The 26,449-nt window shown below is 63.9% G+C and carries 19 protein-coding genes; 14 read left to right on the top strand and 5 right to left on the bottom strand.

The features are described 5' to 3' along the window. Positions 1 to 58: 58 nt before the first annotated feature. Positions 59 to 940, bottom strand: a complete 882-nt coding sequence (locus DSM100688_RS10050) for a DUF3737 family protein (protein WP_152358961.1) — start codon at positions 938 to 940, stop codon at positions 59 to 61. A 372-nt stretch (positions 941 to 1,312) separates the two neighbouring features. On the opposite strand from DSM100688_RS10050, the gene DSM100688_RS10045 reads away from it, so the two are divergent. Continuing rightward, positions 1,313 to 2,308, top strand: coding sequence for a hydroxyacid dehydrogenase (locus DSM100688_RS10045; RefSeq protein ID WP_163146940.1), 996 nt, complete (start codon positions 1,313 to 1,315; stop codon positions 2,306 to 2,308). A gap of 190 nt (positions 2,309 to 2,498) precedes the next feature. On the opposite strand, the gene DSM100688_RS10040 is transcribed toward DSM100688_RS10045, so the two are convergent. Further along, the gene (locus DSM100688_RS10040) at positions 2,499 to 3,599 is read right to left on the bottom strand and encodes a LacI family DNA-binding transcriptional regulator (protein ID WP_152358959.1); all 1,101 of its coding nucleotides are present in this window, start codon (positions 3,597 to 3,599) and stop codon (positions 2,499 to 2,501) included. A gap of 148 nt (positions 3,600 to 3,747) precedes the next feature. Here DSM100688_RS10040 and DSM100688_RS10035 point away from each other — a divergent pair, with 148 nt between their 5' ends. From DSM100688_RS10035 to DSM100688_RS10020, 4 genes are read left to right on the top strand one after another with little or no spacing between them, the layout of a single operon-like run. Beyond that, positions 3,748 to 4,884 carry a glycerate kinase gene (locus DSM100688_RS10035; RefSeq protein WP_152358958.1) on the top strand — a complete coding sequence of 379 codons (1,137 nt, stop codon included), beginning with the start codon at positions 3,748 to 3,750 and terminating at the stop codon, positions 4,882 to 4,884. A 48-nt stretch (positions 4,885 to 4,932) separates the two neighbouring features. After that, positions 4,933 to 7,104, top strand: a complete 2,172-nt coding sequence (locus tag DSM100688_RS10030; protein WP_152358957.1) for a glycoside hydrolase family 36 protein — start codon at positions 4,933 to 4,935, stop codon at positions 7,102 to 7,104. A gap of 5 nt (positions 7,105 to 7,109) precedes the next feature. Beyond that, on the top strand, positions 7,110 to 8,855 hold the full coding sequence (locus DSM100688_RS10025) for a glycoside hydrolase family 43 protein (protein WP_163146942.1): 1,746 nt from the start codon (positions 7,110 to 7,112) through the stop codon (positions 8,853 to 8,855). Between the two features lie 35 nt (positions 8,856 to 8,890). After that, positions 8,891 to 9,778, top strand: a complete 888-nt coding sequence (locus tag DSM100688_RS10020; protein ID WP_152358956.1) for a sugar phosphate isomerase/epimerase family protein — start codon at positions 8,891 to 8,893, stop codon at positions 9,776 to 9,778. A gap of 332 nt (positions 9,779 to 10,110) precedes the next feature. Here the strand turns inward: DSM100688_RS10020 and DSM100688_RS10015 are convergent, their stop codons facing one another. Next, complete coding sequence (locus DSM100688_RS10015; protein ID WP_152358955.1) at positions 10,111 to 11,181, bottom strand: VanZ family protein; 1,071 nt, start codon at positions 11,179 to 11,181, stop codon at positions 10,111 to 10,113. Positions 11,182 to 11,442: 261 nt separating this feature from the next. On the opposite strand from DSM100688_RS10015, the gene DSM100688_RS10010 reads away from it, so the two are divergent. The 3 genes from DSM100688_RS10010 to DSM100688_RS10000 all read left to right on the top strand — a co-directional run bounded on the left by DSM100688_RS10010 (position 11,443) and on the right by DSM100688_RS10000 (position 15,639). Further along, positions 11,443 to 12,384: an alpha/beta fold hydrolase gene (locus tag DSM100688_RS10010; RefSeq protein ID WP_152358954.1), complete on the top strand. Its 942-nt coding sequence runs from the start codon at positions 11,443 to 11,445 to the stop codon at positions 12,382 to 12,384. Positions 12,385 to 12,941: 557 nt separating this feature from the next. Continuing rightward, a complete protein-coding gene (locus DSM100688_RS10005) occupies positions 12,942 to 13,997 on the top strand; it encodes a CTP synthase (RefSeq protein WP_239519429.1) in 1,056 nt (351 codons plus the stop codon). 508 nt (positions 13,998 to 14,505) lie between these two features. Then, complete coding sequence (locus DSM100688_RS10000; protein WP_204316729.1) at positions 14,506 to 15,639, top strand: LacI family DNA-binding transcriptional regulator; 1,134 nt, start codon at positions 14,506 to 14,508, stop codon at positions 15,637 to 15,639. 106 nt (positions 15,640 to 15,745) lie between these two features. Here the strand turns inward: DSM100688_RS10000 and DSM100688_RS09995 are convergent, their stop codons facing one another. Continuing rightward, entirely contained in the window at positions 15,746 to 17,002 is a 1,257-nt protein-coding gene (locus DSM100688_RS09995; protein WP_152358952.1) for an MFS transporter, read from the bottom strand. Positions 17,003 to 17,423: 421 nt separating this feature from the next. Between DSM100688_RS09995 and DSM100688_RS09990 the strand changes: the two genes are divergently transcribed. Both DSM100688_RS09990 and DSM100688_RS09985 read left to right on the top strand, forming a co-directional pair. After that, positions 17,424 to 18,824 (top strand): glycoside hydrolase family 28 protein, encoded by a 1,401-nt coding sequence (locus DSM100688_RS09990; protein WP_152358951.1) that lies wholly within the window; start codon positions 17,424 to 17,426, stop codon positions 18,822 to 18,824. Between the two features lie 551 nt (positions 18,825 to 19,375). Next, entirely contained in the window at positions 19,376 to 20,581 is a 1,206-nt protein-coding gene (locus tag DSM100688_RS09985; protein WP_338070091.1) for an MFS transporter, read from the top strand. Positions 20,582 to 21,013: 432 nt separating this feature from the next. On the opposite strand, the gene DSM100688_RS12245 is transcribed toward DSM100688_RS09985, so the two are convergent. After that, a complete protein-coding gene (locus tag DSM100688_RS12245) occupies positions 21,014 to 21,148 on the bottom strand; it encodes a hypothetical protein (protein ID WP_275575919.1) in 135 nt (44 codons plus the stop codon). Positions 21,149 to 21,373: 225 nt separating this feature from the next. Here DSM100688_RS12245 and DSM100688_RS09980 point away from each other — a divergent pair, with 225 nt between their 5' ends. From DSM100688_RS09980 to DSM100688_RS09965, 4 genes are all read left to right on the top strand, one after another. Further along, positions 21,374 to 22,417 carry a LacI family DNA-binding transcriptional regulator gene (locus DSM100688_RS09980; RefSeq protein ID WP_152358949.1) on the top strand — a complete coding sequence of 348 codons (1,044 nt, stop codon included), beginning with the start codon at positions 21,374 to 21,376 and terminating at the stop codon, positions 22,415 to 22,417. Positions 22,418 to 22,631: 214 nt separating this feature from the next. Beyond that, complete coding sequence (locus DSM100688_RS09975) at positions 22,632 to 23,288, top strand: YczE/YyaS/YitT family protein (protein ID WP_152358948.1); 657 nt, start codon at positions 22,632 to 22,634, stop codon at positions 23,286 to 23,288. 49 nt (positions 23,289 to 23,337) lie between these two features. Next, the gene (locus tag DSM100688_RS09970) at positions 23,338 to 24,348 is read left to right on the top strand and encodes a PPK2 family polyphosphate kinase (protein ID WP_152358947.1); all 1,011 of its coding nucleotides are present in this window, start codon (positions 23,338 to 23,340) and stop codon (positions 24,346 to 24,348) included. A 728-nt stretch (positions 24,349 to 25,076) separates the two neighbouring features. Further along, the gene (locus DSM100688_RS09965) at positions 25,077 to 26,423 is read left to right on the top strand and encodes an ABC transporter substrate-binding protein (RefSeq protein WP_163146945.1); all 1,347 of its coding nucleotides are present in this window, start codon (positions 25,077 to 25,079) and stop codon (positions 26,421 to 26,423) included. The last annotated feature ends 26 nt before the right edge of the window (positions 26,424 to 26,449 follow it).

The raw sequence follows: 26,449 nt of genomic DNA, 5'->3' as shown, positions 1-26,449 counted from the left end.
CGTCGGTTTCGTGACGGCCGAGACGTGACGTCCGGCGCGCGACAGCCGTCACGAAACGTCAGCGCGTGACGATCGTCGTGTCGGCCGGGTTGATCTTGTTCGGATCGAGCGTCAGCTCGCCGATCCGGTCGGCGCGGATGATGCCGCCCGACGGGTTGATCACGCTGTCGATCGTGCCGTGCGCGTCCACGTCGACGGTCGAATACTCGAACGCCAGCGTCGTGTTGATCAGACGGCAGTTCTTCAACGTCAGATTGTCGATGTAGCACATGCCCTGCAGACTCTCGATCGTGCAGTCGACGAACGTGAGGTTGCGCGAGTTCCATCCCAGATACTCGCCGGAGATGTACGAATGCTCGACGGTGACGTTGTCGCAGTTCCAGAACGCGTCCTTCGAGATGAGCCGCGAGTCGCGCACCGTGACGTTGCGCGCGCCGTCGAACGGATAGTTGCCGACGAGACGGAACCGGTCGGCCGTCACGTTCTCGCTGTTCATGCCGAAGTAGTCGCCGCGCGCCACCACGTTCTCGAGCGTCGCGTCCGTGCAGCTCCACAGCGTCTCCTCGGCGTGCGTCAGATCGACGTTGCGCAGCGTCAGGTCGCGCACGCGGCGGAAGTTCTTCGGCGCCTCGACGGTCGAGTCCTCGACTAGCAGCCGGTTCGTGTACCACACGCCGGCGCGTGCCATCTCGAACCACGTCGAATCGCGTACGATCACGTCGTTGCAGTACCACAGCGGGTACTTCCACTGGAACGCGCCCGACGTCACCTCGAGGTTGCGGCCATGCTTGAGCGGCGACTCGCCGTCCGCGAAGATGCAGTCGATGTAGTGGCGGTCGTGTGCGAAGAACTCGGCGCGCTCGCCGATGAACCGCTGCTGGCGGATCTCCTCGTGGTCGGCTGGCTGCTGGTGTTGCTGCTGCTGCGTTGCGTTGCTCACTGGTGTCTCTCCTCCGGACTTGATGTGTTCCGTTACGACGATAGAAACTTCGAGCGCGTGAAGTCAACGCGGATGCCATGTTTGTGCTGTCGGCGCAGGGGCGCGGGTGTGGTGGTGGCGCGACACGCCGGGGACCTGCGCACGACACGCATGATGCGTTTTCGGCTGCGGCGGAAAACCGGGGATGTGCGGAACGTATCAAGCGTGTCGTGATCACCCGGCCGGCGTGTCGCCGGTGACGCCGCATGAATGGCGCCCTGTGTGGTAAGGGCTTACCAACAAAGTTACCGCACAAAGGTGTTTCGACGTAATTATATGTGCTATTCTCTTGTGGTAACAACGGAAATCGCTTTCCAACGAAGGAGTATCACCATGCCGAACGTCATCCTCACCATGAAGCCCGCCAATCTGGTGGACAAGCTCATGAACGACACCCAGTGGGATCGGCTGAACGCCGTGGCCGACGTCGACCGCGACGTCATCGAGGACTTCCACGCGGACGGACTCGACGACCGTCTCGCCAAGGCCGACTACATCTTCTCCGGCTGGGGCCCCGACGCCCGCATCGACGCGGAGACGCTCGCCAAGATGCCGAACCTCAAGGGCATCGCGGCCGCCGCCGGCAACGCGTGGCGCCTGCTCACCCCGGAAGCGCTCGAAGAGGTCAAGAAGCGCGGCATCCTCATGTCCAACTCCGGCTATGTCAATGGCATCCCGGTCGCCGAATACTGCATGGCGATGATCCTCATGGCCAACAAGGACTTCTTCCGCGCCGAGCGCATCTACCGCGAACGTCGCGAATACATCAACCGCGAGGTCGAGTTCCCGACCGCCGGCAACTATCTCAAGACCGTGGGCCTGGTCACCGCGTCCGCTCGCATCGGCCGTCACCTGATGACGTTGCTCAAGTCGTACCGCATGCGCGTGCTCGCGGAGTCCCGTTCGATGGACGCCGAGGAGACCGCATCGTATGGCGCGACCAAGGTCGATCTGGAGACGCTGTTCCGCGAGTCCGATGTGATCTCCGTGCACACCCCGAGCCTGCCGGCGACGAAGGGCATGATCGGCGCGAAGTACTTCAAGATGATGAAGGACGGCGCGTGGTTCATCAACTCCGCCCGCGGCGCTGTAGTGGACGCCGACGCGATGATCGCCGAGCTCAAGACCGGCCGCATCAACGCGATCCTCGACGTGACCGACCCGGACGAGCCGCTGTCCGCCGACTCGCCGCTGTGGGACATGCCGAACGTGATCCTCACCCCGCACATCGCCGGTTCCGAAGGCACCGAGCTGCAGGGCATGGGCGAGAACGTGGTCAACGAGCTGACCCACATGATCAAGGGCGAACCGCTCGAATTCGGCGAGTGAGACCCTGATCGCCGCCGTTGACGGCGGACAATATGGTCGTGACCGATGACTTGGTCACGACCATATTTGATTGCGACACGCCGGCCGGGTGATCACGACACGCTTGACGCATTTTCGACATTGGCGACTTTTCGGGAATGTGCGGAACGTATCAAGCGTGTCGTGATCACCCGCCCGGCGCGTCGCCGTTCTACCGGCGCGGCAGGGATTCGCGCAGCACGATGTCGGGCGCGCTCTGCACGAAGATGAGCCGGTTGGCGGGTTGCGGGGCGGCGGTTTCGTCCTCGTCGTGCGCGGCCAGCACGCAGTCGACCGCCGCCTGCCCCATTTCGATCAAGGGCAGGTGCACGGTGGTCAGCGACGGGTGCACGTCCGCGGAGTAGGGGATGTCGCCGAATCCGGTCACGCCGATCTCGCGCCCCGGTTCGATGCCGTTCGCACGCAGCGCGGTCATCGCGCCGATCGCCATCACGTCGTTGAGCGCGATCACCGCGTCCACGCCGGCACCGTCATACAACGCGCCGTCACCGGCCGTGAGCAGTCCGGTCCGCGCCAGCTGCATCACCGCCGCGTATCCTTCCGTCCTGCTGAACCGTCCGTTGGCGACGGCCCGCGGATCGACGCTGATGCCGGCCTTGCCGAGCACGTCCAACACGCCGGCGAGGCGTTCTCGCGACGACCGATGGTTGTCGTCGCCCTTAAGGATCGCCGGCCGGCGGTATCCCGAATCGACCACGAGTTTTGCGATGGCCCGTGCGCCGACCTCGTTGGCCACGTCCACGGCCGGGAACGGCAGGTTGCGGTTGAGGATGAACACCGCGCGTCCGCCGGATGCCTCGTATTGCTTGAGCTCCGCCTCGAGCGCCGTGCGCTCGGGCGCGTCGACGTATTCGCTTTCCGAGATGATGATGCCGCGCGGGCGGGTCGCCACCGCCTTGCGCACGGCCTCCAGCTCCTCCTTGGGGCCGGCCGCCACGCCGATCGTCACGGCGACGCCCTGTTCGCCCGCCGCCTTCACGACGCCTTGCGATACGGAGGCGAAATACGGGTCGGAGATGTCGGAGACGAGCAGCACGATGCTTGGCGCGGTGCCCTTTGCGACGGCCTGCGCGTAGGCGTTCGGTCGGTAGTTGAGTTTCTTCGCGGCCTCCATGACCTTGACGTAGGAGTCGTTGCGTACCTTGCGTGTGCTGCCGTTGAGTACGCGGGACGCGGTGGCGATGGAGACGCCGGCCTTCTTCGCCACGTCCATCAGCGTTGCGGGGGCCGTTTTGTCGTTCTGTTCTGCCACGTTTGCCGTCCTTTGGTACTGCTGTGGAAAACGGGTATTAAGCGTTTACCAGTATATCGTGTATTTTGCTGTGCTGATGATGGTGTTTGCTGGAAATTTTTGGGTAAGCGCTTTCCGACTCGGCGTGTCGTGAGGTACGCTGGTAGCCATGACGCGATATGTATGCGCTCCCGACTCCTTCAAGGAGAGCCTGACGGCCATGGAGGCCGCGCAGGCGATGGCGCAGGGGATACGACAGGCCGACCCGGACGCCGACATCCGACTGCTGCCGATGGCCGACGGCGGCGAAGGCACCGCACAGGCGTTGGCCGACGCGACCGGTGGCCAGATGCGACGGACCATCGCCCACGATCCGCTCGGCCGACCCGTCGCCGCGCGGTACGCGATGCTCGGCGACGGCACGACCGCCGTCGCGGAAACCGCCGAAGCGAGTGGCTTGGCGTTGCTCGCTCCCGACGAACGCAACCCGCTGACCGCCACCTCGTACGGCACCGGCGAACTCATCAAGGCCGCGCTTGACGCGGGCGCGACGACGATCATCGTCGGCCTCGGCGGCAGCGCCACCAACGACGCCGGCGCGGGCATCCTCAAAGCGCTCGGCGCACGGCTGCTCGACGCGGCAGGTCATGATCTCGAACCGGGCGGCGCGGCGCTTGCCGATCTGGCGACGATCGACGTAAGCGGACTGGACTCGCGATTGGACGACGTGACGATCATCGCCGCATGCGACGTGACCAACCCGCTGACCGGTCCGAACGGCGCCAGCGCCGTGTTCGGACCGCAGAAAGGCGCGTCCGCGGACGACGTCGCACTGCTCGACCACGCGTTGACCCGCTTCGCCGAGGTCGCCGGCCGTCAGCTAGGCATGGACGTCGCCGCGCTGCCGGGTGGTGGCGCTGCCGGCGGCATCGGCGCGGCGCTGCTGACGTTCCTGCACGCCGAGTTCAAGCCGGGCGTCGACCTGGTGATCGACCGGGCGGGACTCGACGAGGCCGTGCAGTGGGCCGACGTCGTATTCACCGGCGAAGGCTCGATCGACTTCCAGACCAAGTTCGGCAAGACCCCGGCCGGCGTGGCCAAAACCGCCAAGCGGTACGGCAAGCCGGTCATCGCCGTCGCCGGCCACATCGGCGACGGCATCGAGGAGCTCCACGCGATCGGCATCGACGCGGTCTTCGGCATCGCGCCCGGCGCGGCTGATCTCGACACGCTCCTGCATGACGCCGCAGCGAACGTCGCACGCACCGCCGGGCAGATCACGCGGCTGCTCAAGCTCACAAGGTAACGCCGTTCCCGGTCCGCGAATCTCGGATACAAGGACATCGAATCAATCATGCGAACCATCCTCGAAACCGTCACCTGCGGCGACCTCGCCGCCATATACCGCCGCGACGAGACCGGCGTCATCGAACTCGTCCTGTCGCCGGCCGGCAAGGTCGCGGACATCATGCGCGACGACTGCGCCGCCGAACCGCTCGTTCAGGCCAAGATCATCGGCGACGACTATCCGTTCGGCTTCAGCCAAGGCCGCACCATGCGCAACGCCACCACCGTCACCAAGCACATGACCTACGGCGAGCCGACCGTACGTCGTGACGAGACGACCGGCACCGTCACCGTCACGACGCGCATCGCCGACGACCGCGGTTGGCACTACGAGCACACGCTCACCATGACCAAGGTCAGCCGCGCCGCCGAAATCCGCACGGCCGTCGTCAATGACTCCGCGCAGCCGATCACGTTCGAGATGCTCTCCAGTTTCACGCTCGGCTCCGTTTCGCCATACCAGACCGGCCTTGACCCGGAAAACCTCATGCTCCACCGGCTGCGCAGCACGTGGAGCGCCGAAGGCCGCGTGCTCTCCCAGCCGGTCGAAGACCTCGAACTCGAACCGAGCTGGCAGCGGTACAGCGCGAATTCCGTGCGCTTCGGCTCGATCGGCAGCTTCCCGGTACGCGAATGGGCGCCGTTCGTCGGCGTGACCGATCGGCGTGCCGGCGTGACGTGGGCGGCGGCGACCACGCACGCGTCCAGCTGGCAGATCGAAGCGTACCGCCGCGACAATGGGCTCAGCCTGTCCGGAGGCATCGCCGACCGTGAGTTCGGCCAGTGGACGCACGTCGTGCGCCCCGGCGAACGGTTCGACGCGCCGTACGCGGTCGTGACGGCCGTCGTCGGCGGCGTGGACGAAGCCGCGCAGGCCGTGGCCGGCAACGTGCGCAAGGACCTGCACGTGCCGGCGTGCGAGGACCGGCTGCCGGTGATCTTCAACGAATTCTGCTCGACCTGGGGATGCCCGAGCGAGCGGAGCGTCACCGAACAGCTCGACGCGGTCAAGGCACTCGGCGTGGAATACTTCGTGATCGACGCCGGATGGTTCGACGACCAGGCGTTCGAGTCAGCCAGCAAGTTCGGCAAGTGGGAGGTCAGCCGGACCGCGTTCCCGCACGGCATGAAACCGGTGGTCGACCGCATCCACGAAGCCGGGCTCAAGGCCGGCATCTGGTTCGAGTTCGAGGTCGTCGGCCGTGAGGAACCCGACTGCTTCAACAAGGCCGAGTGGCTCCTGAAGCGCGACGGCCTGCCGATCACCTCCGGCAACCGCCGCTGGTGGGATATGCGCAATCCCGAAGTGCGCGAGTACTTGGCGCACAAGGTCATCGATTTCCTGCGCGGCAACGGCTTCGACTACATGAAGGTCGACTACAACGACACGATCGGCATCGGCTGCGAAACGCCGGGTGATCCTCACGCGTCGCTGGGGGAGGGACTGTACGACCAGATCCAGGCGTCGCAGGCGTTCTTCCGCCGCATCCGCGAGGAACTACCGAACCTCATGATCGAGATCTGCGCGTCCGGCGGCCACCGTCTCGTGCAGAGCTTCATGACGATCGGCGCGATGGCCAGCTTCTCCGACGCGCACGAATGCGACTACATCCCCGTCGTCGCCGCGAACATGCACCGCATGATCCTGCCGCGTCAATCGCAGATCTGGGCCGTAGTACGCGACGAGGAACCGGACGACAAACTGTACTATCAGATCTGCTCCGGACTGCTCGGCCGACTGTGCTTCAGCGGCGACGCGACCGCATTCGCCGGCCGCAAGAACGAGATCATCCATGACGGCGTCGCGTTCTACCATGCGGCCGCACCGGTCATCGACCGCGGCGACTCGCACTGGTACGGGCCGCGGATCGGCAGCTACGACCATCCGACCGGCTGGCAGGCCGTCGTACGCGACGGCGAAACCGGCACCACGGCCGACGGACGCACGCTCGTCGTCCTGCACACGTTCCACGACGCGCCCGCAACGATCACCGTGCCGGTCGACGGCGACGTGACGACCGAGACCGCCGCACGCATCGTCCGCACGTTCCACCGCGACGGCGTCACCGTCACGCTGGACGACGGCATGCTCACCGTCTCCGGTCTCACCGACTTCGACGGCGTCGCCGTACTGCTGAACGGCCATACCGCTGAACACGACATAACGCAAAGGAGCTGACACCAATGACCACGATGATCACCAACCCGATCCTGCCGGGCTTCCACCCCGACTCGAGCGCGCTGCGCGTCGGCGACGACTACTACATCGCCACGAGCACGTTCGAATGGTGGCCGGGCATCGACATCTACCATTCGCGCGACCTCGTCAACTGGGAGTGGATCGCCGCACCCGTCAACCGCGAATCGCAGGTCGATCTGCACGGCAACTACGATTCCGGCTCCCTGTGGGCGCCGCACCTGAGCTACGCCGACGGCAAGTTCTGGCTCGTCTACACCGACGTGAAAACATACGCGCCGTTCAAGGACACGCTCAACTACGTCATCACCGCGCCGAGCATCACCGGCCCGTGGAGCGAACCGTCGTTTGTGACCGCCTCCGGCTTCGACCCGGCCATCTTCCACGACGACGACGGCCGCAAATGGTTCCTCAACATGCTCTACGACTACCGTCCGGGCCATCAGATGTTCGCCGGCACCGTCATCCAGGAATTCGACCCCGAAACGATGCGGCTCGTCGGCGAACGCAAGCACTTCTACAAAGGCACCAAGCTCGGTGTGTGCGAAGGTCCGCAGATTTTGAAGCGCAACGGCTGGTACTACCTGCTGTGCGCGGCCGGCGGCACCGGCTACATGCACGCCGCCACCGTGGCCCGCGCGCGGTCTTTGGAAGGCCCGTTTGAGGATTCGCCGTATACGCCACTGATGACCACGCGCGACGAGCCGACCAACCCGTTGCAGAAGTCCGGCCACTGCTGCTTCCTGCAGATCGGCGACGAATGGTACGTCACGCAGATCTGCGGTCGTCCCCTGACCGAACGTGGCAACTGCACGCTCGGTCGCGAAACCGCGATCCAGAAGATCTACTGGACCGAGGACGGCTGGCCGCGGCTGATCAACGACACGATCAGTCCGGACCTGGTCGTGCCCGCGCCGGCCGTCGCGCAGGGCGTCGTGCAGCGGAACGACCACTCCGAGCGTGTCGAGTTCGAGGCGGACGCGGCTGAGATCGAGAACACGAATTCCGGCTCCCCTCTCGGAGGGGAGCTGTCCGCGCAGCGGACTGAGGGGAGCGGCGTCACCGGCTCCTCGCAGACGTGCGTGCCGCTCACATCCGTAACCGACCCGGCCATTCCGCCGAGCCTGAAGACCCTGCGCGGTGCGCTCACGGCCGAGAAGGACTACTCGCTCACCGCCCGCCCCGGCTGGCTGCGTCTGTATGGCGACCAGTCGCTGCGCTCGCAGCATCATCAGGTGCTGTTCGCGCGGCGCTGGGAGGCGTACGACTTCGACGTCGAGACCGTGCTCGATTTCAATCCGACCAACTACCAGCAGATGGCCGGGCTGATCCTGTACTACGACACGCAGAACTGGATCTACGCATATGTGTCGTTCGATTCGGAAGGTACCGATCGGCGCATCATCCAGGTGCTGCGCTGCGACCACGAGGAGCTGACGTATGGCTCCGAGGCGATCGCCCTCGAGGACGGGCCGGTGCGCATCCGCGTGGAAGTGCGACGTGCCTTGGCGCGCTTCCGCTTCGCACAGGGGCCGAACATGCATGCCGACAACGCCTCGTGGCATGCGATCGGCGGCGACCAGCCGGCCGACCACATCAGCGACGACTACGTGGAACGCACCATCAAGGGCTGCGCATTCACCGGCGGCATGGTCGGCATCTGCGCGCAGGACATGGACGCCAAACAGTCGCACGCCGACTTCCAGTACTTCGACTACCGGGAACAACACTGAAACCATCAGGAACAATACCGAAAGGAACATGAATCATGACATGGGAACTGGCCGCGTCGACCCTCGGCGCACCGTATGACACGATGGACGAACTCGCTCGCACGTTCAAGAACACCGGCGTCAAGCAGATCGAGGTCGCCGTCGGCGACGAGATGAAGTTCACGATGGCCTCGACCGACGATGAGCTCAAGGCCATGCGCGACGAACTCGCCGAAAAGGCCGGCGTGACCATCTTCGGCGTCGATTCGCGCGTGCAGGTGTGCAACACCGACCGCGAGGACGACGAACTGGTCGCGAGCCTCGAACACTGCCTGCACATGGCCTCCGTGCTCGGTGCTCGATATGTCCGTGTCTTCCCGACCGCGCCGCTCGAGCCTTCGTGGGACCCGGACAGGCTCCCCGGCATGGTGCTGCCCAAGGGCATGAACCTCGCCGGCGTGTCCAAGCGAGGCGCCGAGATCATCGCCCGCGCCCTGCCGACCGCCGACAAGCTCGGCGTGCAGCCGCTCATCGAAACGCACGACAGCCACACCAACGGCGAACGCAACGCGATCATCCACTATTATCTCGATAAGATCGCGCCGGGCAACCAGGCCGGCTCCATCTGGGATCTCGCCCACCCGTGGCGCGTCGGCGAGGCGCCGGCCACCACGTTCGAGTATCTGAAGCCGTATCTGGTGAACGGCCGCGGTCTTGTGCAGATCAAGGACTGCGCGTTTCCGGGCGATCAGACCCCGGTGCTGCAGGGCACCGGCCGCGTGCCGCTGGCCGAATGCTGCAAGCTCCTGAAGGATGGCGGCTACACCGGTCCGCTGTCGCTTGAGTGGGAGCGCCGCTGGTATCCGCAGGTCGAGCCGCTCGAGGAGGCGCTCGTCGCCGCCCGGCGCGCGATCGAAGCGCTCCCCGCCGAATCCCAGCTGTGATCCGGTATCCGCTGATCCGGTGCGCGACGCAGCGGATCAGCCGTATAGCCGACCGACGTGGCCGGTTCGGCACATAGCGCGACGGATCGGCCGTCATCCGTCGGTCCGTCAGGCCGTAACTCAACACAACGACGAGTCTGTCATTGAGTTACGGCCTTTTTCCGTCTCCGAAACGACCGTAACTCAATGACAACGCGTCGATCCTGTTGAGTTACGGTCGTTTCCTACCGCTGAAACGGCCGTAACTCAACAAGAACGTCATTGTGTCATTGAGTTACGGTCTTCCCGTCGGTTCCGGGCCGCATGACATGCGGCGAACCGGAGGTCCGCGGTCACGCGGCCGGTTGCGTAACCGCCTCGGGATCCGCTGGCAGCAGGTCGTACGGCATCTGCTTCTTCACCCAGTAGAAGATGAGCAGTGCGAACGTGAACAGTCCGGCCTGCGGAATCAGACGCATGAAGATCACGATCACGAACACCGCCGTGCGTGCCGCGTAGAACAGCACGCGCCGCCAGCCGGAGCGCACCCGCGTCTCGCAGGTCATGTGCGTGAACCCGCCGCCGAGCGTACGCCCGCCGCGCATCCACGGCACCAGCAGTTCGAAGACAATCAATGCGATCAGCGTCACCACGTCGGAGAACGTGACGTCGTTGCCGAACATGTGGCCGACGACCGGGATCGACTGCCATACCGCGATGTCGCGCACCACGAGCATGTCGTACAGCACCGTGACGAGCATGGTCGTCGGCATCGCCACGGCCGTGATGACCGTCAGATCGATCGCGTACGTGATGCAGCGGCGCAGGAATCCCGGCCGCGTCACCGTTGTCAGGTCGTTCGCGCGCGGCGGCACGAGCCGGTCGAACAGTCGCGCGGCAGCGAAACCAAGCAGGGCGCCCAGCGTGTTCGTGATGAGATCGTCCACGTCGAACAGCCGGTACGAGCACGGGTAGAAGCCGAGAAAACCGGTCAGCTGCAGCGTCTCGATCATCAGGCTCGTCGCGAAGCCGACCGGCAGGGCCGCGGCGAGGGGCCAGCGGAACACGCGACCCATGATGAAGCCGAGCGGCAGGAAGAACACGACGTTCAGGGCGAGCTGCATGACCGCCGCCAAGCCGTCGGTGCGGATGTCGCCGATGAACTGCAACGGGTTGAGCTGCGGGGCGAGATGATGCGCGGCGCAGTAGGCGGCCGGGTCCTCGGGCATCGGGTAGAGCGTGAAGCACAGCAGGCCGATCGCGTATAGCACCGTGCCGTACGCGACGAGCGTCTGCGAGAAGCGGATGCGGTTGTAGCGGTGGTACAGCAGCGCCAGCACCGGCACCGTCAGCACGGCCGACACGAACGGCCACAAGGCGACCGCCAGCATGAACGGCCGGCTGAAATAGGCGATGTATCCCATGATGATTCTCTTCTCTGTCGTATCTCTCGTCACGGTTTGCGCTCCGCATGCGTTATCCGACGTTCGGTCGAGCGGATTGCGCGTACTTCCGTTACCGAGCCACTGTAGTCGACCGGTCGCATGATCGCGCTCATGCTCGGGGATGAATAACGGAGACGGATTCCAACGATGGGTAGTTCCGAGGGCCGAGCGTGAATATGGTATCGGGTCGTGTATCGGCAGACGTTCTGTCATCCGATAGTGCTGGGAGATTCGGCGCACATGGGTGGCGAGTTGATATGGAAAGCGCTTTCCGTTATATTGGGGTATATAAAGGTCGGCCGGAGCGCATCGATGTCGAGACAGATCCGGTCGAATGTTTCCGAAAGGCAGGCAATCGTCATGAGCGCATGGCATGTATACGCGGTTCCGGTTCACGGATGGGCGGGATCCTCCCGTGTATGGGACTTTGTGCGATGGCCCGACGACTGGACGGTGCTGCCGTACGAGCTGCCCGGTCACGGCACGCGTCGCGACGACAATCCGGCCGGCGCGCAGTCCCCCTTCACGATTCCGGCGGCCGGCGAGGATCTGGCCGACTTCATCCGCCGCAACGTGCCCTCCGGGGAGCGGGTGCTGCTCATCGGTCATTCCATGGGCGGCCAGTTCACGCTCCACGTGCATGTGCATCATCCCGAGCTGGTCGCCGGCGAGGTTGTGATCGATCCGGCGCTCGGCGCACGTCAGGCTGAGATCGACGGGCAGCCGGCCATGCTCGAGGCCCTACGCGCCGACGCCTACGGCACCATCGAATCATTCATCCAAGGCGCGTTCTCCGCATATACTTCACAGCGTGTGCGCGAGGCCATCGTCGCCGACATCCGCCGCGCCGATCCGCGTGCGCTCGCCGACTACTACCAGTCCGAATACATGGATCCGGAATCGTTCGGCAACTGGGACCCGGCGATCGCGATGATGAAGCGGCGTACCAAGCCCACGTTCGGCATCTACACGACCCCCGCGCGCGCCGACTTCGAACGCGCGTCCGGCACCGAGGACGTGGCGATCTGGTCGGGCGGGCATGGCCACTTCCTGTTCCTCGAGGATCCGGTGCGCTTCGCGGACGAGGTCGTCAGCTGGGCCATCAGCCGCGGTCTATACGAGAACGTCGGAGCCGAACTACGGCTCGTCCCAACGACGTCCGCCAGTACCCGCCTGTCCTGATCGTGCGCTCGGCGACGTCCGTCATGATCGTCTGCTGGTCATGATCGTCCGCCGGAGTTCGTCTGTCCTGATCGTTCTGATCGTTCTGATCGTTCTGATCGTTCTGATCGTTCTGATCGACCGTCGTCGTTGCCGCGGGAGCCGAGACCGTAACCCGGCAACTTCGCGATCCTACTGTTGAGTTACGGTCGTCTGACGGTGCCATGGAGGCCGTAACTCAACAGTAGGACGTCGATATCGTTGAGTTACGGTCGTTTGAGAGCGCCGAAACGACCGTAACTCAACGAGCATGCGTCGATACTGTTGAGTTACGGCCTCGTACCGTCCTGTCGCGTCTCGCCTTGCCGGCGGCAGCCGTCGCGCCGACGCTTGTTCGCATGCGTGGCGGTGACGGATGCGGCGTGCCGACGCGTCGTCACATCGTCAACCGGCGCCGGAACCGAAAGTTATCCACATTGCCACGCGGCATATCGCGCGACACGCCGTGAATCGTACCGTTCGACCACATACCCCGTTGGCGCTTGCGCCGGCGATCCACGGTCCGTCATGATCGACGTATGAACACGCATAAGGACATCGAACGACTGTCATCGCAGGCGGAGCGGCATCGGCGCTGCTTCTTCCCCGAGAGCAACGCGGCGCGCAAGGCCGTATACGTCAGGCTCCGCCACGGCGAACTGGTGCGGCCGCACCGCAACGTCTACGCACGAGCGGACTACTGGTCCACGATCGACATCGCGGAGCGCTCCCGCCACGTCATCCGTACGCTGGCCGAACAGTTTCCGCACCGGATTTTCGCCGGACTGAGCGCCGCGACCATCCTGCATCTCGAACACGGCTGGCATCTGCACGCCGGCGATCCGGTATTCATCGCCTCGAACGGTTCCGAGAAACTACCGTCCTACCGGAAACTGCATCGTGTGTACATGCGCGATCCCGAGGTCCGTGAGGTCAGGTACCGGCAACGCGGCGACGGCACCGTCGGCGCGCATCTGGCCTGCGTCGACGACGATACGGAACCGGAGACGATCGGGAGCGTGCGCATCACTTCGCCGGCCCGGACGCTGGTCGATTGCGGACTGCGCTACGAATTCGCGGATGCGCTGCCGATGTTTGATTCGGCGTTGCGGCGCGGCTTGGTCCGCACGGAGGACGTGCTCGCCATCTGCGATCGGATGCGCGTGGATTGCGGGCCGGTGATGCGGGCGTTGCATTACGCGGATCCCGCGAGTGAAAACGGCGGAGAGTCGTGGTGCCGGGCAGTGGTGATCGAAGGGGGATTCGTCGCGCCGGAGTTGCAGCGGGAGTTCGTCGATCCGGAGGATGATGCGTCGTGCAGTCGCGTGGATTTCCTATGGCGGCTGCCGGGCGGCGGCATCGTCGTGTTGGAATACGACGGCATGCGCAAGTACGTCGACCCGGCGATGGCCAAGGGGCGCGACATCCGTCAGGTGGTGCTGGACGAACGCGCCCGCGAGGAGATGCTGCGGCGTGCCGGTGTGACGGCGGTGCTGCGGACCGATCATGACGAGGTGCGGCGGCGGCATCCGCTGTATCGGAAGCTGGAGGAGGCCGGCGTGCCGAAATCGGGCGTGAAGCTGTTGTACGGGTGACGCGGGTGTGGTGCGGCTGCCGGGGTAATGTGGTGGCGCTGGTGCGGTGCAGTAGTAGTGCGGACGGTGCGGTAGTGCGGACGGTGCGGTAGTGCGGACGGTGCGGTAGTGCGGACGGTGCGGTAGTGCGATGGAGTGCGGTTTGATGATGCGTCATGCGCGTCATATGCGTGCGTGTCATGCCGAATAGAGTCGAATCGTACTGAATCGAGTCGATCGTACGCGTGCCGGGTGTCTGCTCCGGTCGTCGCGTCGCAGACGGCCGTAACTCGACAACATCACGATCCTACTGTTGACTTACGGTCGTTTCGCGGCGTCACAACGACCGTAACTCAACAGGAACGTGCGTCTGTCATTGAGTTACGGTCGTCGCGTGGCTCCGAAACGACCGTAAGTCAATGAGAGCATGCCGATAGTGTCGAGTTACGGTCGTTTCGAACGATGCACGTTATGATGGCAACGGTGACATGCCCGATAATCGACCGGCATGGGATGTGGAGCGGTTGCAGTGGGAACCAATGGACGTGATGAGACGGGGAACGTCGGCCGCGGCGAGACGATACCGGCCGGATCCGACGGTCTACGGCCGGTCTCGGTGTCACACGCCCGCAAAGGGCCTGCGAAAACGGCGGATGTGAACATCCGCGACATCGCGGCGACGGCCGGCGTGTCCATCGCCACCGTGTCGCGGGTGATGCGCGGCAACGCCAAGGTGTCCGATGTCACACGCGCGAAGGTCGAACGGGCCGTCGAAACGTTCGGCTACGTGCCGAACGCGCATGCCCGCGCCTTGACCACCCCGCCGAATTCGGTCGCGCTCGTCATGCGCGAGATCACCGGCGGCGCGTACGCCGACATGGCCGCGGCTCTGGCCGACGAGACGATACGGCGAGGCAAGACGTTCCGGCTGATCGCCACGGGTGGAACGCAGGTCGACGCGCATGCCGTGCTCACCGACCTGCTCGCGCAGCGTCCGCGCGTGGCCGTGATCGTCGCCGATGATGATCCCGGCGCAATCCGGGACACGGATCTCAACGAATACGTCGACCGGTTCGCGTCGATGGGCACGTCGCTGGTCGCCATGGCGCGCCCGCGGCTCGGGTTGGATCCGCGCATCGGCGTGGTCGACTACGCGAACGAGACCGGCACGTATGCGGCGACCCGGTATCTGATATCGCTCGGCCATCGCGACATGCTGTTTGTGGGGGTGCGCGAGGGGTCCGCGGTGTTCACGCAGCGGTACCGGGGTTTCCTGCGTGCGTTGGACGAGGCCGGCATCGCGCACGATCCGGCCGGTGATCTGCCGTTCGCGGCGGATCGTACGGCGGATCAGGCGGCCGTTGCGGGCCGATGGCGTTCGGGAAGGCGGTTCACCGCGGTGGTCGGCGTCACCGACGTGGCCGCGTTGGATGCGATCGTCGCGTTGCGGTCGGCCGGTGTGGACGTGCCGCGTGATGTGTCCGTGGTCGGCTTCGACGACATGCCGTTCGCCGGTGATCTGATCGTGCCCCTGACCACCGTGCATGTGCCGTTCGCCGACATGGGTGTCGCCGCCGTGCGCATGGGACTTGACGGCGGCGATGACGTGACCATTCCCGCCGGGCTGGTCGTTCGACGGTCCACCGCGCCGGTCCGTGCGTGACGGTGGGGAATGACAAAAGGCGAGGTTGCGGAGGAGATCCGCAGCCTCGCCTTTTGCGTCGCGTTGTCGTATCGCGAACGGGCGTGTATTAGGACGTATGTCTTACTTACTTCACACGCTTGACGCCGAAGATGGAGATAGCGGCGAGCGAGAGGATGATGAAGCCCATCGGGAACAGACCCTGGTACCCGAACCAGCCGATGACCACGGCCGCTATGATCGGGGCGAGCATCTGGCCGATCGTGCCGGCAACGTTGAGGAACGCGAGGTCCTTCGCGGCCTCCTTCTGGTTCGGCAGCACGGAGGTCATCAGCGCCTGGTCGAGGGCGACGAAGATGCCGCCGCCGAGGCCGGAAAGCATGACATAGATCGTGTACATGAGCGGCGTCGGGATGAAGAACGGCAGCCAGCAGGGCAGACCGACGAGGAACACGGCGATGACGCACGGGATTTTGATGGTATGGAACTTGTCGGCGATCGGGCCGGAGATGGCGGCGGCGACGAGCGCGAGAATCAGGCTCAGCAGCGCCATGAGGCTCATCCAGCCGGCGGCCGCGGCCTTGGAAACGTGCATGTAGTCGGTCAGCGTGTACAGACGGTAGGTGCCGATGCCGCCGGGCATCATGTACATCATGCGGGCGAACGCGGCGAACCAGTAGTCGCGGCCGGCGTGGCGCGGCGGCATGAACTTACGGAAGCCGGAGAGCGTGAACTTCTCGCGCGGCACGTCCTTGTTGGACGGCTCCTTGCAGATGACCACGGCGGCGATCAGGCAGACGTCGGCCAGAATGAGCAGCGCGAACACGCCGCGCGGCACATTGGTGATGAACAACGAGGCGAGCGACTGTGCGCCGTTGAGGCCGATCTCGGTGGCGACACCGAACATGGCGGACGCTGAGCCGCGGTACTTGACGGGGATCAGGTCAGGCATCCACGCCATGCCGGCGGCCATGATCGCGTTGTACCAGGCCACGTAGATGAACCATGCGCCCATCGCGATGACGGTGTCGTTCGACAGCGCGAAGACGATCAGGCAGATCGTAGCCGCGATGCCGCCGCCGATGACCCACGGGGTGCGCGCGCCGAAGCGGGATCGGGTCATGTCGGACAGCGCGCCGAAGATGACGCCGGCGAAGATCGCGATGACCATGGTGACCGTCGTGGCGCTGGCGACCAGGCTCACCTTCTGCGCCGGGTCGATCATCTCGATCTTGGCGGGAAGTAGGATCGCGCTGATGCCGAAGAATGGCGCGTACCAGCCGATGGTGCCGAAAAACTGGCCGATGGACGCGCGCCAGGGGAACCTGCCGGTGTCCTTGGGCGCGAAGACCGCGGGGTCTTCGGCGGAAATGCTCATGCTCATAATGCTCCTTTGCCGGATGCGCTTCGTTGCCGCTGGCGTCGGGGCTGACCTCGCCCTGATGCCGGAGCGGCGTTATACCATCGTGGTGTAACTAGTTTCATGAGTATAACGTTGGGGAAATTCACTTGCAAACGCTTTCCGTTCGGCGTGTCGTCGTGAATTCGCGTGTGGATTGATGGGGTCGTTGCGGGCAAGGTCTTTTACTTGTGTGGCGCGAGCGCTTTTCCTCGATTCGTGGCCGTGAAGTGCAATCGTAGTTCCATTTGCGGCCCATGGGCGACACCGGTTGCGAGATCGGGTCTATCTTGTGCTAGTGGTGTCGGGGTATATAATGGAAAGCGTTTACCGATGCGGTGTGGTCATAGACGCTACGATGATCCGATCGTTCGGTAGGTAACGGCACATTGCAAAGGATTGGACAATGACGATCAATACCACCCACATCTATAACGTGCGTGACTTCGGCGCCGTCGCGGACGGCGTGACCAACGACGCTCCGGCGATCCAGTCCGCGATCGATGCGGCCACGGCGGACGGCGGCGGCCGCGTTGTGCTCGCCGGCGGCGCGTTCCTCGCCGGCACGATCAAGCTCAAGTCGAACGTCACGCTGGAGGTCGGCGAGTCCGCGACGCTGCTCGCGAGCCCGAACATCGCCGACTACGCGCCGGACGTGCACCACAACCGCTACCGCAACGAGCCGGAACTCGACCGGTGCTTCATCTACGCCGAAGACCAGCACGACTTCGCGCTCGTCGGCCGCGGCACGATCGACGGCAATGCGTCCGCGTTTCCGAACGAGGGGTCGATCTACCGGCCGATGATGATCCGCATGCTGCGCTGCCATAACGTGCACGTCGAAAATCTGCGCCTCTACGAGTCCGCCGCGTGGACGACCGCGTTCCTCGACAGCGAATACATCTGGGTTCGCGGCCTCGACATCAAGAACGACAAGCGCTACAACGGCGACGGCCTCGACTTCGACGGCAGCGCGCACGTGTTCATCTCCGACTGCTATGTGCGCGGCACCGACGACAACTTCTGCCTGCAGTCCAGCAGCAAGGATTACCCGGTGCACGACGTGCACGTCACGAACTGCGAGTTCTCCGGCGTGTGCGCGGGCATCCGCATCGGCCTGAAATCCATCGGCGACATCTACAACGTGAGCATCTCGAACTGCACGCTCAACCGCGTGTGGCGCGAAGGCATCAAGCTCGAATGCACCGAAGGCGGCTCGATCAGCGACATCTCGATCAGCAACATCGTCATGCGCGACGTGACCCGGCCGATCTTCGCCGTGCTCAACAACCGCTTCGAACTCGACGACTACGGCACGTCGGTCGAACTCGACCACATGCCCGAAATCGGCACGATGGCGCGCATCTCGATCAGCAACGTGACCGCGACCGACGACGGGGAGATGGCGAACGTGCACCGCCGCTTCACCGACGACGTGATGGGCGAGCCAAAGTTCGCCGGCATCCGCTTCGATGCGGCCGACGGCCACCCGATCGAGGACGTGACGCTCGACGGACTGCGCTACACGTTCATCGGGGGAGTGAAACTGTCCGACATCCCGCCGCTGGGGGAGTATCCGCGGCTGGTTGACAAGCTCGCCGAACCGGACGTGCGTTCGAGCGAGAACTACTGGCCCGACTGGTCGCGCACCGCGTTCATGGACCTGCGCAACGTGCATGGCCTCGACCTGAACCGCATCCGGCTGCGTTCAATCCATCCCGACGAACGCCCCGCCGTGCTGCTCGACGGTTGCGAGGTATGCGCTGAACCCGATGTCACGGTTGACGGTTCGCCGTTGCGGCGGTAGCGGATTGTCGGTGATGGGCAGTCGTCGTTGTGTACGGTAGTGCCGACGGCTGCTGCAGAAACGTACGCTGAGTCGACCGTAGCGTACGGTATTGCTTGCGGCCGCTGCAGAACCGTACAGTAGGGCATCGTATATGTACGGTATTGCGGAATCGTCTGCAAAAACGTACGCTGAGCCGATCCTACTGTACGGTATTGCTTGCGACTGCTACGCAACCGTACGGTGATGCGGTGGGTGCGATGCGGTTCAGTGTTTAGGGTTTCCCTCCAACGGACATGCAGCCGATTCCACCCCCTGAATCGGCTGGTTGTCCGTTGAGAGATATGGGAAACGACGTCGTGTCGCGCGTGGTTCCGGGCGTCCGCTACAATGGTCGGACTCGACCGACGACGGCGCCGGCCTCGGCGACCGTACGTCGCGTGACAAGGTATGGACGAACGGGGAGCGACGAGATGACGGGCAACGGCAATACCATCACCAATCACGACAGCGGAGGCGGCAACGCGTCGTCCGCATCCACATCATCGAAGACGGCCGTGATTGTCGCGACCATGCTGGTCACCTCGCTGTTCTTCGTGTGGGGGCTGACCATGAACCTCGTGAACGCGCTCAACACGCCGTTCGTCAACTACATGCGGCTCAGCAACGCGCAGTCGTCGCTGCTGCAGGTCGCCTACTACAGTGCGTATTTCGTCATGGCGATCCCCGCCGGCCTGATCTCGCGCCGGTTCGGCTACAAGGGCGGCATCATCAGCGGACTGGCCCTGCTCGTCGCCGGTTCGTTCATCGTGGCGCCGGCCACGAGTCTGACCAGCTACGCGCTGTTCCTGCTCGCCATGTTCGTCATCGCGATGGGCGCGGCCTCGCTCGAGGCGAACTGCAACCCGTACATCACCAAACTCGGCGACGAGAAGGGCGAATCGTTCCGTCTGAATCTCGCGCAGAGCTTCAACGGCATCGGCACCGTCGTCGGGCCGCTGATCCTCGGCGGGATCCTGTCGACCACGGTCGCGCCGGGGGAGGGTGGCTTCGACGCGGCGAAGACGAAGTTCCTCGGCGACACGCGCTCGATCTACCTGACGATGGGCATCGTGCTGGCTGTGGTGCTGCTCGTGTTCGTGCTGGTCAAGCTGCCGACCCCGCCCGGCGACGACGACGGTAATCAGCCGGCCGCCGCGGGTGGCACGTTGCGCGATCTGCTGCGTCGCCCGTATTTCACCCTCGGCGTGATCGCACAGTTCCTGTTCCTCGGCATCCAGACCGGCGGCATGGCGATGTTCTCGGCCTATGCGCTCAAGCATTGGGGCGCGGGCATCACGACCGGCCTCGCCACGACGCTGCTGTCGGTGATGGCGCTGCTGTTCACGCTCGGCCGGTTCATCACCACGCCGCTTATGGCGCGCTTCGATCCGGCGAAGATCCTTGGCTGGTACATGCTGGCCGGCGCGGCACTGATGGTCGTGGTGTTCCTCGGGCTGGGTCGTCTGTCGGTGATCGCGCTGCTGGTGTCGTTCCTGTTCGTGTCGATCGGATATCCGACGATCTTCTCGCTCACGTTGCGCGGCACGAGCGGCGCCGCGGCGAAGACGGGTTCATCGATCGTGGTGATGAGCATCGTCGGCGGTGCGGTGATCCCGTTCATTCTGGGTATGATCCAGGATGCGGCTGGCATCGAGGCGGCCATGCTGGCGATGGTACCGCTGTTCCTGTACGACGCATGGTATGCGTTCTTCGGCTCGCGCATAGGGCTGGGCTGACGGGTGACAGCCGACAGCCGACAGGTGACGGACGGCTGATGGCGTAGGTGCGCCTCGGCGGAGCAGGAAGTTTTGTTGCGCCGAGACATGTTGCATGCATCGTGCCGACGGTCGATCGTGCCGACGGTCGATCGTGCCGGTGGCCGATCCGACGGTCGCATGTGAGGAGTGGCGGTTTTCTCTCGTTTGAGGCTCGCTCAACGAGAGAAAACCGCCACTCTCTGTAATGAAAGATCGTTACGCTGCGTTCGCCCTGTCCGTGAGCGGTACGGGACGGCAAGTATGAGTGGACGTCGTTGTCCGGTATGTTCAGTTATTCGGTTATGTGATTGTTTGGCAATGCCGCATGTGGTGATATCGATCGTGCGGTGATGCCGGTCCGCCGGTTGATGACAATGGCAGGTTGTCCGATTGTCATCTCGCTGAGGATGCTCAGCGAGCGATCGTGTCGTTATCGGCGGCGTTGAGGATATCGGCGAGCACCTTGCTGCTGGCCGGAGCGGACTTGGCCATCGCGCTCATGCCGTACATGGCCAGACCGCGCATCATAGAATCCTTGAGAGACATCGTCATTCCTTTCGTGAGTGCGTATGTCGTGCGGCATACGCGATCATGTACTGTTCCGGCTTCATTTCTGAAACCGGTTTCAGAATAGCGCGATATGATGACCTTCGCAAGAGCAAGGGGCCTCCTCGGCGTTTCCCGAAGTTGCGTAGGGCTCGTGGCACTATGGATATGCCGTATTCGGACATGCTGTATTGCGGCGGACGATCAGAAAGGACGGCGTTGCGCATGGCGAAGACCACGGGGCACACCAGGCCGGTCATCAAGGACGTCGCCGCGCTCGCCGGCGTTTCCGCGCCGACCGTCTCCCGCTATCTCAACGGCACCGTTAACGTCTCCGCCGACAAGCGCGACCGCATCGCCGCGGCGATCAAGCAGCTCGGCTACGAGCCGAGCGTCGTTGCCCGCGCCCTGTCCAACCGCGAGATGGACACGGTGGTGGTGTTCGCCGCCAATCCCAGCGCGTTCTCCACGTCGGCCACGAACCACGGCGCGGAGGCCGCCGCGCGCCGGCATCGGTTCCTGCTCAACATCGTCTCGATCGACGAAGCCGACATGGACTCGCTGGAATCCCGCATCCGCATGGGCCTGTCCGTTCGTCCGGCGGGAGCCATCGTCTACGAGTACGATCGCGCCGGGATCGAGGCGCTCGCGCATCTGCCGGGCGATCTGCCGTGGGTCGTGGTCGGCGGCAGCTTCGGCGACGGCGACTATCAGGTCGTCAACGCCGAGCGCGACGGCGGCCGTTGGATGACGTTGCATCTGCTTGATCTCGGCCACCGTACCGTGTTCCACGTGGGCAGGCGCGAGGGGCCGACCGACAACACGCGTACGAACGGATGGCGTGACGCGCTTGAGGAACGGGGGATCGCGGTTCCGAAGCCGATCGTCGTGCCGGACGATGATCTGGACGCGGCGGTTCGTGTCGGCCGTGAACTGGCGATGCGTGACGATGTGACCGCGGTCTTCGCCGGCAACGACGAGACGGCGATCGCGGTGATGAAGGGCTTGCGTGAAGGCGGTCGGCGGGTGCCGGACGACGTGAGCGTCGTCGGATTCGACGATCGCAACTTTGCGCCGTTGTGGCAGCCCGCGCTGTCCAGCTATACGCAGAACTTCCATGAGATGGGGGAGCGTGCGTTCCGGCTGCTGTATGAGCAGATCCGTGCGCGCCGCGCGGGGGTGGCCATGCCGCCGTCGCGCGTGGAGGTGGTGCAGGGCCGTCCCTGTCTGCGTGATTCGGAGCGCGCGGTATCGATGCGGCAGTCGTAGACGGTTTTATGCCGCTATTTGGTAAGCGGTTACTGTTATTGATATCACATCGATGAGAGATACTTACAAAATTACGTTTATCTATGGTAAGCGCTTTCCGGTTTGTGATATAGTGTCAGTCGGTTGCAATACCCGCGCCGATGGAATCGTTGACGGCTCCTGTGTGATGGCCGATGATCGGCGGCGGACTCATGCGTATGGAAGAGGAACGGACATGCCATATATCGTCAAACGGATCATCTGCTTTCTGGCCGGTCTTGCCGTCGAATCGTTCGGCATCGCGCTCATCACGAAAAGCGATCTCGGCACCTCGCCGATCTCGAGCATCGCGTGGGTGACGACGCTGCGTTTCCCGCAGATCAGCTTCGGCATCACGACCTTCGTGGTCAACGTCGTGTTCCTTCTCATCGAGATCGCCCTGCTGCGCCGCGACTTCCATCCCGTCCAATACCTGCAGCTGGCGGCCACGTTCTGGTTCGCGGCCACGCTCGACGTGAGCATGCGGCTGCTGACGTGGTTCGTGCCGAATGCGTGGTGGAGCCAGGGCGTCGGATTGCTGCTCGGCTGCACGATTCTGGCGCTGGGCATCTGCATGGAAGTCGCACCCGGGCTCATCATGGTGCCCGGCGAGGGCGTCGTGAACGCTTTTGCGATCGTGACCAAGGTACGTTTCGGCACGGTCAAGGTCTGTTTCGACGTGTCGCTGGTCGTCATCGCTGGCATCATGTCGTTCGTGTTCTTCGGCGGGATCAGGGGTCTTGGCCTCGGCACGGTCGTCGCCGCGGTCATCACCGGGCAGATCGTCAACCTGATCAATCGCCACTGCCGGTTCGTTTCGGCCAAGGAACCCGCTGCCGCGGCCTGCGCCTGATGTGCGGTGGCCGCCGATAATATAACAATAAATAGAGAAGGGGCGGGCCATGACCAAATGCAAGCATCAGGAACGGCATGTCGACCATGCGTCCGAAGACGCGTCGCGCCGTATCAACAGGCCGCTCGATGAGGCACGGGATCGCATGGACGCCATCGGGCCACAGACTCCCGTCGACCGGCGTCTGGCGCTGAACGCCAAGGCGAGCGATCTGCTCAGCGGCGTGTGGTCCCTTCCCCCGACCCAATATCTGGTATTCCGTCCGGGCGTGGGCCTTGCCGATGCGGATCCCGCATCCACGCCGGGATTCGACGGCACGAAGGCCGACGGTGAGCGGTTCATCGCCGTATCGGCCGACGAGATCTCCCGATACCAGACCCTGCTGTACGCCAACGGCTCGCGTGGGTCGAAGCGCCGTCTGCTCGTCGTGCTGCAGGGCATGGACGCGTCGGGCAAGGGCGGCATCGTCCGACACATCTTCACGCAGGGCAACCCGATGGGCATCCGGTACAAAGGTTTCGGCAAGCCCACCGACGAGGAACTCTCCCATGATTTCCTGTGGCGCGTGCGGCGTGAACTGCCCGAACCGGGATGGATCGGGGTCTTCGACCGTTCCCATTACGAGGACATCGTCATGCCGCACGTCTACGGCACGTATCCGGAATCGGTGTGGTGCCCGCGCTACGACCTCGTCAACGAATTCGAGTCGCAGCTCGTCGCCGACGGCTGCTCGATCATCAAGATCTTCCTCGTCTCCAGCCGTGACGCGCAGCGGCGACATTTCCTCGGCCGGCTGGACGATCCATCGAAGCACTGGAAGTTCGACATGTCCGATCTTGACGCCCGCGACCGGTGGGACGACTACATGGCCGCATGGCAGGAGGTGTTCGAGCGTACGTCCACGCCGGCCGCACCGTGGTACCTCGTGCCGGCCGACCGGCGATGGTACTCGCGCGCCGTCGTCAGCGAGCTGTTGCGCGACGCTCTGGAACGCATGAACCTGAGCTGGCCGCCGCTCGATGTCGACCCGGACGAGGCCCGCCGCCGTCTGCTCGCCTGACGGTCGCGGTAGGACGATCGCTGGCGATCGGTCGCGAGCGACCGCGGGTGATCGACCGTCGGCCTGATTCCGCGGATGATGTGCTGCCTGCCTGGATCGGAATTCTCATTTTCTCGACGGACATACAGTCGAAAACAGGTCCCGAATCGGCTGTATGTCCGTTAGGAGGAGTGGGGGCGGTGTGGCGGCGGATGATTCGGCGGTGTCGTGCGGGAATGCTGTCTCTTCTCTAACGGACATACAGCCGATTGATGGGGTTAAATCGGCTGGTTGTCCGTTGGGAGGGGGGATTGCTGTATCGCGATGTTCGGAATTGCCGATCATCATGTCATGGCTGACTATCAACGGACATACGGCCGATTTGGGCCCGTCGATCGGCTGTATGTCCGTTGAGGGGATGGGCAAAGAGAAGGGTGGTGCTGTATGCGTGCCGTGCGTATGTGCGGTGTGCGATGCGATGTGTGATGCTGTTGCATGCGATGTGTGATTGCATGTTGCATGTTGCATATTGCGTGCGATGTGTGATGCGGGGCAGCCTTGTGCTTATTTGAATCGAGTAATCACTGTTAGTGCAGTAAATATCGGCGTGTCGTCGAGTTGACTTGAATCGTGTCAAGAGCTATATTCATAGCGTTATGAAATTCATAGCGTTATGAAATTCACAACGTAAGGAAAAGGACGTCTGCCGAAGTGGGCGGACGTATACAGAAAGGCACACCATGAAGCCTATGAAGTCGATCAAAAGGATCGCCGCCGGCGTGGTCGCCGTGGCGACCATGACCGGTATGGCCGCTTGCGGTTCGAGCAGCGACTCCGGCAGCGACACCGCCACCAAGTCCTCTGGCCCGGTCGAGATCGAGGTCTGGAGCTGGGACAAGAACGGACAGAACGGCGTCGACGCCTTCAACAAGTCCCAGAACGAGGTCAAGGTCAAGTTCGTCCTGCAGGCGTCCAACACCGCCATCCAGCAGAACTTCCGCAACGCCTTCGAGGCCAAGAGCAAGCTGCCCGACTACGTGCAGGGCTTCGCCCCGCTGACCACCAACGTGGCCAACGGCTGGGCCGAGGACATCACCGACACCATCAAGCCCATCCTGCCGTACTACACCGACGGAGCCAAGAAGAACGTCGAGCTCGACGGCAAGTACTACGGCCTGCCGGGCGTGGCTGCCGGCACGTTCGGCGTCGTGAACACCGACGTGCTCGCCAAGTACGGCGTGGACGCGCCGAAGACCTGGGACGACGTGCTCGCCCTCGGCGAAAAGATGAAGGCCGACGGCGGCACCGTGATGAACCTCGCCGGCGAGGATCCGTCCGGCTTCATGCAGATGGCCGAAGCCGCCGGCGCCCAGTGGTTCAGCACCAAGGGCGACAGCTGGGTCGTGGATCTGCAGGACGAGGGCACTCAGAAGGCCATCGACGTCATCCAGCAGCTCATCGACGGCGACATGGTCTCCAACCAGACCTACCAGGATCGCCCCGCCCTCTACAACTACTTCGATTCCGGCAAGCTCGGCCTGCTGACCATGGCCTATTGGTCGAGCACCGGCTACAAGACCAACATGCCGAACACCTCCGGCAAGTGGGAGGCCATCCCGTTCCCGCAGTTCAGCGAGGGCGAGACCAAGATCCCGGGCATCCTCAGCCAGGTCGCCTTCATTCCGAAGGGCACGAGCAAGGAGCACCAAGAGGCCGTCATGAAGTGGGTCAAGTGGCAGTGCACGCCTGAAGGCTACGAGGCCACCTTCCGCGACCCGGAGACCAAGTCCATCGGCGTGCCGGCCGGCTACACCGACAAGACCAACTTCGACATGGACAAGTACGTCGACGAATCCGTCCCGGACAACTTCTACAGCAACGACGACGAGGCCAAGAAGATCATCCTCGACGCCTCCCAGAACGTGATGGGCGGCTTCGACCTCGGCCCGGACTACGACGCATGGTTCCCGGAGCTGCAGGATCAGTGGGGCAAGGCCGTCGCCAAGCAGATCACGCTGAAGGAAGCGATCGCGAACGTGCAGAAGTTCATCGTGAGCGACCTCAAGTCCAAGGGCATCAACGTCAAGGAGGCCTGATCCCGTTCCGGTCTCCGACCGGCGGC

It is taken from the genome of Bifidobacterium ramosum, from assembly GCF_009299505.1.
GTDB classification, from domain to species: domain Bacteria; phylum Actinomycetota; class Actinomycetes; order Actinomycetales; family Bifidobacteriaceae; genus Bifidobacterium; species Bifidobacterium ramosum.
This window is presented reverse-complemented; position numbering and strand designations above follow the sequence as displayed.